Genomic DNA, 11242 nt, shown 5'->3' with positions numbered 1-11242 from the left:
CCCTCTTTCACGAATTCGACACTCGTTCATTTTAATACATTCAGTATATTGGAACGGCTGCAAATTCCCTACGAGCTATGGTTTGATTTGTACTAAGACCGTGGTCTTAGTTATTTTACAAAACAGTCTTATATGAAGTTACTACCCGGGTACGTTTTATGAAATGCTCTTGTATTTTACCATTACAGATATAATGAATTGCGCAGGAGGAAATCCTAATGAACGTAAAAAGGACCACGCAGCTTATACTGGCTTTAACTTCATTATTGATTATCCCGCTCCTTGGAGCGATCTACGTTTATTTAAATCATTCAGGCGGACCTACCAACAGCCTTGTTACCGATCTGGACCGGGCGATACCATTTTTAAAAATTTTTATTCTCCCTTATATGGGATGGTACGTATTTCTGCCGTTTGCTTTCATTTATTTGGCCGTGAAGCAGCGGGAGATTTATTACGAGACGCTCCTGCAGTTCATCCTTGGACTTCTCGCCTGCTATACCGTGTACTTCCTTTATCAAACGTATGTACCGAGGCCCGAGCTTGTGGGAAGCAGCTTTCTGACAAATATCGTTCGTATGGCTTACAGCTTCGACGAACCTCTTAACTGTTTCCCCAGCACACACGTTCTGACATCTTACTTGATGATGAAGGCATACCTTCGGGCTACATCCGCCTCAAGGTCGATCCGTGTTTCCGTGACAGTCATATCCTTGCTCATCATTGCTTCTACTCAATTCATTAAACAACATGTTTTACTTGATATTGCAGGCGCCATCGCTGTTGCCGAAGTGGTTATCTTTACTTTGAAGCGCGTTCGGCAATACTTTCTTCGAAGCACTCCTGCCGCGGACATTTTGAAACTGGAAGTGGAATTGCCACAGTCTGTCCAACCATTGAAACGAGGTGCTTAAAGATGAAACGTGACAAAATATTGCTGTTAACCGGATCACTGGGCGACGGCCACATTCAGGCTGCGAAAGCTATTATGGAAGCTGCGAAATTGCATCATCCGGAAGCGGAAATCGTCGCAGTCGATTTTATGGAATGGACCCATCCGTACCTTCATTCGGTCGGTCAGTTCTGCTACTTGCAGTGGGTCAAGAACTTGCCGTCCGTGTACGGATACTTATACCGCAAAACGAGAAGCGACAACAAATGGTCTGCCTTGTTCAAGCGCATTCGCTCATTCCGTACGTATCGGATGCTGGAACTCCTGCAAAGTATTCAACCAACGAAGGTCGTCAGTACGTTTCCGGGAGCCGCGGCGGCGATGTCTTTCCTACGTTCAGCCGGTTTCACAGAAGTTGCGACAGCCACAGTCATCACGGACTATACCGATCACAGCTACTGGATCCATCCTTTCACTGACTGCTATCTGGTAGGGGCCGAGCATGTAAAGGAAGCGCTATTGCAGTACGGAGTGCGGGATACTCAAATCAAATTGACTGGCATTCCCATCCGTGAACCATTCTCTAAAGAATATGACCGAGATCAGCTACGAGTAAAATATGGTTTATCTCCGAATCAACCTGTCGTTCTTATCATGGGGGGTGGCTTCGGATTAATCGGCAAGGATCTGTTGAATAAGCTGATAAGCGGCGGTTTGCCAAGAAATACACAATTCGTTATCGTTTGCGGCCGTAACAAGAAACTGCAGATGTTAATGGAGGAAGAAGTATTGTACCTCGGTGAAACGATTGGTGCTCTGCACAACTTCCGGATCATGGGGTACATTAACGAAATTCATGAGCTTATGGCTTTATCCGACTTGATCGTGACCAAACCGGGAGGGCTCACCGTTACCGAGGCACTTTCCCTTGAACTGCCAATGCTGCTTTTTAAACCACTGCCTGGCCAAGAACAAGCCAATGCCGCTTACCTTGTGGGTGCGGGTGCAGCTCTGGAGGCATCCGACGAAAGGGAGTTAACAGATTTCTTACTGAATGTGTTATCGAACGACTCTTTGTTAAATGGCATGAGGATGGCAGCGCAGCGGATTAGCCGAAAACACGGCGCCGCCACCGCATTAGACGCAATTATGACAATGGACAATCGCTATGTTTCCTCGAGAAATGGTGAGAACTCGTTTATCATCGCGGCGAAGGCGTAATAACTGGAAAGGATGAAGTAGTCATGCTAGATCTCTCTACTTACATTATTATCACTTTTGTTTTATTGTATGTGATTCTTCCCTTAGTTCTTACGCGTTTAATCGGCGTTGGCGCCATCTGCAAAGGTGCGGATCCACAAGAAGTCAGCTTCACCTTTGACGATGGGCCGGACCCGGTTTACACTCCACTCTTGCTCGATTTGATGTCCAAGCACAGGGTCAAAGCTACCTTTTTCGTTCTTGGTGAAAAAGCCGAACAGCACCCGGAATTAATCCTCCGCATGCAGCAAGATGGGCATCTTATCGGTATTCATAATTACACCCATAAAATGAACATCTTAACGCCGCCATGGGTTGTCCGACGAGAGTTAGAACGGTCTGCGAACGCGATCGAGGCTATCACCGGTGAGCGGCCTCACTATTACCGACCACCGTGGGGGATTCTTTCTTTAGCTGATTTGCTGCTAGCCAAACATTACAAGTTCGCACTCTGGTCTGTCATGGGCTTCGATTGGAGGCGCAATAGCGCTGAGAACAATCTAAAGGATACGCTACTACGGCAAATTACTTCCGCTTCCGCTGGCTCTGTTGTGCTGCTTCACGATTGTGGCAACACATGGGGCGCAGATCCTGACGCGCCGAAATACATGCTGCTCGCCTTGGAAAGCGTGTTAAACGAGCTCAAGAATTCCAAGCTCCATTATGTCCGTCTGGACGAAATGACATTGACTTTAAGTGAAGTACACGTGGTACACGACGATCACGAGGTTTCAGCATTCCCTGATAGCCGAAACGAACACAAATCGCCTCTGCTCAACTAAAAACATTTAAAAATCTCATTAATCTTTAATGTAGATTATTTATATTGTTCATATCAAACTCGCTTCAGATCTAGTTGCATTTACAAAGGAGGATGCTGTATGGGAACAGATTCAAAATTAGCAGTTTTGGCAAAAAAAGTTCCAGAAGTAACTATTTATTTTTGGATTATAAAGGTTTTAACAACGGGAATGGGCGAAATATTTTCTGATTACTTAGATCATCAATTTGGTGTGGTCGCAGGTGCAGTTACAGCAGTGTTACTTATTGGATCATTTCTTCTTCAAATGAAAGCGAAAAAGTATGTGTCTTGGATCTACTGGCTTCTAGTAACCATGATTAGTATATTTGGTACCATGATTGCTGATATTATGAGTTTCGCATTAGGAAGATCTCCAATTGTATCAACGGTGTTTTATGCTGCTCTTTTAGCAGTTATTTTTATTGTTTGGTATAAGAAAGAGAAAACATTGTCGGTCGATAGTATAAATACATCTCGCCGGGAAGGCTTTTATTGGGCTATGGTATTTGCGACCTTTGCGCTTGGTACAGCTGCTGGGGATATGTTTGCACAAAAACTTCATTTAGGGTTTTTGAATTCAGGTATTATCTTCACAATCCTATTAATTGTACCTGCTGTGCTAAATCGCATTTTTAATTTAAATAAAATTTTAACGTTTTGGTTTGCCTATATCATGACAAGACCGGCTGGCGCTTCCTTTACGGATTGGATGTGTTCACCTTCTAAACATGGAGGTCTTGGGTATAACCAGGGGACAGTTAGTATGGTGTTAACGATCTTTATTATTGTTCTAGTGGCCTATGTTGGATTCACTAAAAAAGACATAAATCAAGAGAAGTTAATCTTAAATGAAGCGAGTTTAACATCTTAAATGCCACAGCAATATCCCGTTTTCTGAAATGTAAGTGGACACAGTTCTTGGTATTAACAAGAGCTGTGTCTATTTCTCGTATGAACAGAATCCCGAGTGTCGGAAAATACAAATTGGATAGCAAAACAGACCGTCATAATGGATTATCCTCCCGAAATTACGAAATCCCCTTCATGAAGGCAAATAGATTCGTTTTAATGAGAATTACATTAGAATGGAGATGTTTTGGGCTAATACCCATTAATTGCTGCCGCGAAAGAATATATTGTCAAATGAATGCTCTTCACAAAATGGAGGTGCACGATGAGACTTTTAATCATTGCTCCCGAGCAACTTTCGGTCCCCCCTTCCGTGGGTGGTTCCGTTGAGCACAGCATTTATTCGATAGCCAAGAACATCTCTAGCGAACATAAAGTGACAATCCTAAGTAAACGGCGTGCGAATTTACCCTACAAAAGTTCATTGGGAAATGTTACCATTATTCGGGTTCAAGGAAGTACCCGGGACTCGTATTTGAGGAATGCACTCAAGAAAGTTGCACACCGCCATTATGATATGATTCAAATTGACAATAGACCCCGATTTGTAAAACGCGTCAGAAAGGTCTTTCCAACAACTCCAATCGCTGTCTTTTTGCACTCCGTCACCTTTATTTCGCCTCCCATGACCTCGTTAAAACAAGCAGCTAATGATCTAGGTTATGCCGATTTAATCATTGGAAACAGCAGTTCACTGAAAAAAACCATTCTTAAGCGTTTTCCAAATCTTCGGAATAAAGTTCATTATGTTCACCTGGGTGTGAATCTGAAGGAATACCGCCCCCCTACTTTACAAGTACGCATACACGCTAGGCGAAAGCATAAGGTCAGCGGAAGATTTGCTATTCTTTTTGCAGGACGACTCATACCTCGAAAAGGTATCCCTGTTCTAATGAAGGCGGTAAAAACTGTTCAAAAATCTGTCCCTTCCGTTAAGCTTCTGGTTGCTGGCGGTACAGGAAAGCGTGCTTATAAAGCTTATTTACAGAGGCTGGGCCAGACTTTAAACATCCCAGTTTCTTTCAAGGGCTATGTTTCACGGAGCGAAATGCCCCGTTTCTACTGGTCAGGCGATTGCTTTGTGTGTCCTTCTCAAGGTCTTGAAGCCTTCGGACTTGTAAATGTGGAGGCTATGGCATCCGGCTTGCCATGTATTGCGTCAAAAAATGGAGGCATTGCGGAGATCATCAAACACGATCAAAATGGCCTCTTAGTAGATGATTTTAGTAACCCGAAACAATTTGCCAAGCAAATCATACGTGTTGCCCACAATTCAAAGATCGCTAAGAGATTGGCAAAGCAAGCCAGAGAAGACGTGCTTGCCCGCTTCAGCTGGAAGAACACCGCAAATAAGCTAATAAAAATTTATAGCTCAAAGAAAGAAGATAAAGGAGTTATATCAAATGCAAACAACGTTAGGGAGCAAGTGGATCAAGACGAAATTACTACTGAAAAACCGTGACCTCAGTCATTTTGTTCCTGAAACTCGACGATTTTCCAGAAAAAATCTGTTATCTATGCTTAATAAATACAACATGGTGTACATTAAGCCTGTTCATGGTTCCTTTGGTATTGGTGTGATGTGTGTGAAAAAGACGACAAACGAGGAAGGAGTTATATATCTCTATCAGCATGGGTTGAAAGAGCTTTCTTTTGCCACGTATGACGAGATGTATCAGTCAATTCTCCAAAACAAACTGAAAAAACACTATTTAGTTCAGAAAGGGATTCGAATGCTAAAATACAAGTCCCGGCCGTTTGATGTACGGGTGATGGTTCAGCGGACTAAAAGTCTCCCATGGAAGGTGACCGGTTATATTGGCAGACTCGCCTCCCCAAAAAAGATTGTGACGAACTATCATAGCCAAGGGAAACCACTTGCATTAGAAACGTTGCTAAGCCCTTACCTATCCCAGGCTACCACTAAAGAATTTATCTCACTAATTAGCAAATTAGGACTACGTATTGCAGAGCATCTGCAAAAAAGTCACCCAGGGTTCAGGGAAATTGGTGTCGATCTGGGGTTTAACTCGGATTTACACCCGTGGGTTTTTGAAGTCAATACGGCCCCCGATCCTTTCATATTTAAACAATTAAAGAATAAGCGTATGTTTCAAACCGTGATCCGATATTCACGAGCGAACGGAAGATTTCGCAAAAAGCAATAGACGATGGTGGCTATGCCATCGTCTATTGCTTAATTCGAAAAGGAAAAAACACAATCACTTCAGTGCCGACATTGACTTCGGATTTAATACGAATCGTCCCGCTGTTCATATTCACGATATTTCGTGCTATGGACAAGCCTAACCCGGTACCTCCGGTTTTCCGGTCTCGGGATGGATCAACACGATAAAAGCGTTCAAATACTTGAGCCAATTCTTCCTTAGGTATCCCGATTCCGTGGTCTTTTACCCGAATTTCCAGACCTATGGTCTCCTCAGCATTTACAGATTGGGCTAGAAGCTCGACGTGTATTAAATCTGAACTATACTTAATCGCATTGTCCAGAAGAAGGATAAGCATCTGCTTCATCTGCAGCGGATCGGCTTCCACAATGAGCTGGCTTACTTTCGTTACTAGCTGAATGTCCCTTTGAACCATATGTCGTAGGCGAGTTATCGTTTCAGCGCAAAGCTGGACCATATCAACGGTTTCTGTAATAGGAGCAATTTGTTCCGATGCGGCCAGTTGAAGCAGTTGCATTGTCATTTGCCTCATTCTTAGCGCTTCGGAATAAATGGACTCCGCAGCCTCCCGTCCGCTCTTTTCATCCTCCAGCCCCCACCTGAGAAGCAAGCTCGCATACCCTTCGATAATGGTTAAGGGCGTCTTCAATTCATGCGATGCATCGGACACAAACTGGCGCTGCTTGGCAAAGCTCTCCTCAATGCGGTCAATCATTCGATTGAATGTAACTGCAAGCGCTTTGATCTCGTCATGCCCTTTATTTACCACGTGAATTTTCTGGAATACTAAACTCCGCTCAATGCTTTCCATAGTAAGAGCTAATTTCGTAATAGGCTTTAGAATCCATTTTGCCACAATCGAACCGCCTAGAAAACATAGCACAATTGCACCAAGGGAAGAACAAATTTGAATAAGGATAAGTATGCTGATGTTCTCATCCAGCGCGTCAAGCTCTTCACCGAACTCCAATGTGCCAATAACACGGTCATTCTCCGTTATCGGATTTCGAAATATTAACAGAGGTAGCACGGGTCCCGATACTAAGGAGGACTGTCTTTTCATGACCGGCATGATTGGTACGGATTTCAGTTCATCGTGACTATAAAAAGTTTTGACCGGAACTCCGGAGGCGTCCAATACTCGAATCATCCCGTGATCCGGCAAATAGCTTTGAAGCAAATCATTGTTGCCTGGATCAAAGAACTCGGCAATCGAAGCTTTCTTCATGAGAAGATCAACCCTACTGCATAGCCAATCCCGCTCGCTATCCGTCGTCATATTAAGAAAAGCAAAATAAACTCCAACGTTCATAGCGAGCAGTATCCCAATAAGCCAGGATGTGGTCAATAGGGTGATTTTCGTTTTAATCCTCACGCGTCTCCCCCTCTTTGATACAATAACCTACGCCGCGGCAAGTTTGAATGAGCTGTCCTTTAAAGGGGTAATCGATTTTCTTCCGTAAATAACGGATATACACATCCACAATGTTGGTATCACCTACGAACTCGTAACCCCAAACATGGTTAATAAGCTGCTCCCGAGTTTGGACTTGATTTCGATGTCTGACGAGATAAAGGAGCAAATCGAATTCCTTAGGAGTTAAGTCGATTCGGACATTTTGACGCATTACCGTTCTATTCAAGCGATAAATTGACAAATCATCGAACTCAATGACATCGCTCTCGCCTTCTTTGGGAGAACGCAGCGATGTAATCAGCTGTTGGTTCCGGATGCAGGTTCGGATACGTGCCAGAAGTTCCTCCATTTTAAAAGGTTTTTTCACATAATCGTTAGCGCCTAAATCTAATCCATGTACGATGTCAGAAGTCGTATCTCGGGCCGTAAGCAAAATGATGGGGGTACTCACTTGCGCTTGACGAAGACGCCGAAGCACTTCAATGCCGCTAAGCTTGGGGAGCATGATATCTAGGAGGATCACAGTCCAGCCTCCGATCAACGCCTTCTCTAAGCCTTCTATGCCTGAAACCGCTTTACCCGTTACATAGCCTTCAAAATTAAGTTCCATTTCGAGTAATCTGGAAATTTTCTCTTCATCTTCGATAATTAGAATCTGAGCACTCATTCTTCCGGTCCTCCATCCTTCCTCATATCCCATCTTATGTGTACAGAAAATGTAAATTCCTATGTTAATGTTCATCCATAGTAAAAAAAGCCCCCTTATTTCATAAGAGGGACATAAGGGATTATGAGATTGTTATCACTATAAGATATGAAATTTAAAGGAAGAATGCACTATAAATCGCACGCCGAAAATGAGAAATCAGTTAGAAATTCTGTTATCCTGCTTCCTTGTCACCCGTACTCCTTCTGGACAGGGATGATAATAATATTTTCCAATATAAATTGCTTCTCTTCCTGCGATAAATCGGACTTTTCAATCAAATGCTTCACTTTGCTTTGTATTTGATGTACCTGAGCCAAAAATTGCTCGATATCTCCTTCATTAGCGTTTGACATACTCATCCCTCCATGTTTATTGCTTTAGGCTGTAATATCTCGTTTCTTAAATACGGCCCATGCCAGCACATGAAATAATATGAAGTATACTGCGATCATCGTGATCGAAAACAACATGGTCATTCCTGGAATATTGGGAGAGCCGGTTAGAAACTGGGTTAAATCCGTGTTTTCGAACAAATAAAATTTGGCCCATTGAAATTGCGACAAAAATCCAACGATACTAGTTCCCGCAAACATCGTACCAATCGAAAGCGCGATGGCGAAAGCACTGCTCCGGGACAAAACAGAGATCATAAACGACAGTGTAACAACCATGACCATTTGCACCGCTTGATACAAGTAAGTGCTAATTGCATGCTGAACGATATTGGTTTCATGTACTATGCCGTCGTTCGAAGCAAATACATAGGATACGCCGAGATCATGAAAACCGTGGATCACACCCGAAACGATGAACGCACTGACAAAAAGCACGCTGAACAATAGGACTGAAAACATGATAGATGCAATGTATTTGGAAAATAATATTTTGGTACGCGATACCGGGCGAATCAATAGCAGCTTGATCGTACCATCCGTATATTCACCAGCCACACTTTCGCCGGAAATAATCACGGTTAAGACCGTCACCACGACCATCAGATCAGCTGCTTGCAATATATTTCCCCACAGGGTGTCTTCCGTAGGCGGAATATTATGATCAATGTGATACTGATTGACCAGAATACGGCTTGTTACATGAGCTTTCCAGTCAGCCCCCCGATCCATATTGGCGAGCAGCTGCTGATCATTTTGTACCTGCTTTTGCATGTTGACCTTCCAATCCGCATTCGCTGTTTGAAAAGGCTTAACACTATATTGCTGGGCAATGAGAAATCCGATGACGGTTAACACAAGCCCAACGATAATCATCCATGTCCGAGTACGCCGGTAAATCTTCATATTTTCATTTAGCAGCAGGTTGAACAAGCCGTTCACCTCCAGTCATTTTCAGGAACTCATCTTCCAATGTAGCGGTGATACGCTTAATTCCGTACACTCTGACTCCGCCGCGAATCAACAATTCATTGGCATCGGCAATCTCTTCTTTCTCCAGCCGGCATTCGATCCCGTTTTCTGCTTTTCTCGTCTGAGCGGATGGATAATTCGCAAGAATTTGATAAGCCTTTTCCGGCTGATCGACATCAAATACGACGGAACCCAACGTCCCCTCACCCATTAAATCTTTAACAGTTTTAATGGCTACTAGCTTGCCTTGCTGAAGAATGGCTACTCGATCGCACATCAGTTCCATTTCCGACAGTAGGTGGCTGGAGACGACGACGGATATTCCTTCATTTCGCGTCAAATTATATAAATAATCGCGTAATTCTCGAATGCCTGCCGGATCAAGACCATTTGTAGGCTCATCTAGAATCAAGACGGACGGCTTATGCAGTAAAGCTTGCGCCACGCCTAAGCGCTGTCTCATCCCAAGCGAGAAAGTTCTAACCTTATCGTGGATTTGCTTTTCCAAACCGACCAATCGAACGACCTCTTGGATTCGTTCCTTCGTTACTCCGGGAACCATCCGAGCAAAATGGAGCAAATTATGATACCCGCTCAAATACTTATACATCTCTGGGTTTTCGACAATGGCTCCTACTTTGACAATCGCCTTGCTGAATTCTTGCGAAATGCTTACTCCATCAATTAAAATGTCACCTTCGGTAATGCTCATCAAGCCCACCATCATGCGAATCGTTGTCGTTTTTCCCGCACCATTGGGTCCGAGAAACCCGAAAATTTCTCCACGGGGAACTTCGAAATTCAGTTGGTCGACAATGCGCTTATTTCCGATTTTTTTCGATAAATTAGATATCTTAAGAATTGGCTCAGCCATCTACGTCCCCTCCTACGCTCAAATGCTGTCCTCATTATAAAGTAGCCAAATGAAATTTTAATGAGAAGAAAGTAGGGTAAGACGAGGGATTACTCCCTCGGACTCCCCGTCAAACCGTGCATGCGGATTTCCCGCACACGGCTTTCCTTTGTCAGTTCCCCATCTTCAGGAGCGAGTCGTCTTCACCCGTCGCCAGGCTGCAAATTTCATTCCTGAATTAGAAACGTGTGGTGAGTAAATTTGTTAGAAATACCATTCCCACTTCCTCTAACAACTTGTTTGGAAGCAGTGAATTTGAAACCGTCGACTTCTTTTTCCGTATAAAGGCGCGAACCCTCATCCGTGTCCATTTGTCTAATGCCAGAAACTTTTTCTTTACGTTTCCTATCCCGAAATAGTTGCCAAATCCTCGCACCACTTCATTTAATTGCTTTATCATCTCGTCAAGGTTATTCCCTTGTTGTCTTCTGGTGATCTTACGAATTTTATCCTTGTACTTCTTCACTTTCGTTTCGGGAAGTAAAAGATATCCCTTCCAAAAGTCGAACCCTAAAAAGCGGAATCCTTCATCGAAGTGCACGATCTTCGTTTTCTCCGGATGCATTCTTAGATGGAGTTCCTCTTCCAGAATGCTCTTCGCCGCTTCATAGGCTGCTCCTGCTGCTTCCTTCGTTTTACAAAGGATGACTGCGTCATCTGCATACCGTACTACGGCGAAGCCCAATTCCTTCATACTCCAATCGAAATGATTCAAATAAATGTTTGCAAGCAGTGGAGATATCACTCCGCCCTGCGGTGACCCGATTACCGTTTCATGGAACTGATC

At 43.6% G+C, this 11242-nt stretch carries 12 protein-coding genes; 6 read left to right on the top strand and 6 right to left on the bottom strand.

The genetic code is table 11. The features are described from left to right. The first annotated feature begins 218 nt into the window (after positions 1-218). The 6 genes from FPZ49_RS25865 to FPZ49_RS25840 all read left to right on the top strand — a co-directional run bounded on the left by FPZ49_RS25865 (position 219) and on the right by FPZ49_RS25840 (position 6031). Entirely contained in the window at positions 219-914 is a 696-nt protein-coding gene (locus tag FPZ49_RS25865; protein WP_144852625.1) for a phosphatase PAP2 family protein, read from the top strand. Positions 915-916: 2 nt separating this feature from the next. After that, the gene (locus FPZ49_RS25860; protein WP_144852623.1) at positions 917-2113 is read left to right on the top strand and encodes an MGDG synthase family glycosyltransferase; all 1197 of its coding nucleotides are present in this window, start codon (positions 917-919) and stop codon (positions 2111-2113) included. A 23-nt stretch (positions 2114-2136) separates the two neighbouring features. Next, positions 2137-2934 carry a polysaccharide deacetylase family protein gene (locus tag FPZ49_RS25855; protein ID WP_144852622.1) on the top strand — a complete coding sequence of 266 codons (798 nt, stop codon included), beginning with the start codon at positions 2137-2139 and terminating at the stop codon, positions 2932-2934. 99 nt (positions 2935-3033) lie between these two features. Then, positions 3034-3825, top strand: coding sequence for a COG4705 family protein (locus tag FPZ49_RS25850; protein WP_144852620.1), 792 nt, complete (start codon positions 3034-3036; stop codon positions 3823-3825). A 303-nt stretch (positions 3826-4128) separates the two neighbouring features. After that, complete coding sequence (locus tag FPZ49_RS25845) at positions 4129-5325, top strand: glycosyltransferase family 4 protein (protein ID WP_186446103.1); 1197 nt, start codon at positions 4129-4131, stop codon at positions 5323-5325. Then, positions 5267-6031: a YheC/YheD family protein gene (locus FPZ49_RS25840; protein ID WP_144852616.1), complete on the top strand. Its 765-nt coding sequence runs from the start codon at positions 5267-5269 to the stop codon at positions 6029-6031. Before FPZ49_RS25845 ends, FPZ49_RS25840 begins: the two co-directional genes overlap by 59 nt. A 22-nt stretch (positions 6032-6053) precedes the next feature. On the opposite strand, the gene FPZ49_RS25835 is transcribed toward FPZ49_RS25840, so the two are convergent. The 6 genes from FPZ49_RS25835 to FPZ49_RS25815 all read right to left on the bottom strand — a co-directional run. Next, on the bottom strand, positions 6054-7427 hold the full coding sequence (locus FPZ49_RS25835; RefSeq protein WP_144852615.1) for a sensor histidine kinase: 1374 nt from the start codon (positions 7425-7427) through the stop codon (positions 6054-6056). Beyond that, complete coding sequence (locus tag FPZ49_RS25830; protein ID WP_144852613.1) at positions 7417-8136, bottom strand: response regulator transcription factor; 720 nt, start codon at positions 8134-8136, stop codon at positions 7417-7419. The genes FPZ49_RS25835 and FPZ49_RS25830 overlap by 11 nt, the downstream gene beginning before the upstream one ends. A 230-nt stretch (positions 8137-8366) precedes the next feature. Further along, positions 8367-8531 carry a hypothetical protein gene (locus tag FPZ49_RS36050; protein WP_186446101.1) on the bottom strand — a complete coding sequence of 55 codons (165 nt, stop codon included), beginning with the start codon at positions 8529-8531 and terminating at the stop codon, positions 8367-8369. Positions 8532-8555: 24 nt separating this feature from the next. Beyond that, entirely contained in the window at positions 8556-9503 is a 948-nt protein-coding gene (locus FPZ49_RS25825) for an ABC transporter permease (RefSeq protein ID WP_144852611.1), read from the bottom strand. Continuing rightward, positions 9481-10416 carry an ABC transporter ATP-binding protein gene (locus tag FPZ49_RS25820; protein ID WP_144852609.1) on the bottom strand — a complete coding sequence of 312 codons (936 nt, stop codon included), beginning with the start codon at positions 10414-10416 and terminating at the stop codon, positions 9481-9483. The genes FPZ49_RS25825 and FPZ49_RS25820 overlap by 23 nt, the downstream gene beginning before the upstream one ends. A gap of 217 nt (positions 10417-10633) precedes the next feature. Further along, positions 10634-11242: group II intron maturase-specific domain-containing protein (locus FPZ49_RS25815; RefSeq protein ID WP_261381615.1), on the bottom strand; the 609-nt coding region annotated here is incomplete at its 5' end.

The organism is Paenibacillus cremeus, assembly GCF_007786445.1.
GTDB classification, from domain to species: domain Bacteria; phylum Bacillota; class Bacilli; order Paenibacillales; family NBRC-103111; genus Paenibacillus_G; species Paenibacillus_G cremeus.
Note: the sequence above shows the minus strand (reverse complement) of the source record. Positions and strands in the feature narration are given on the sequence as shown.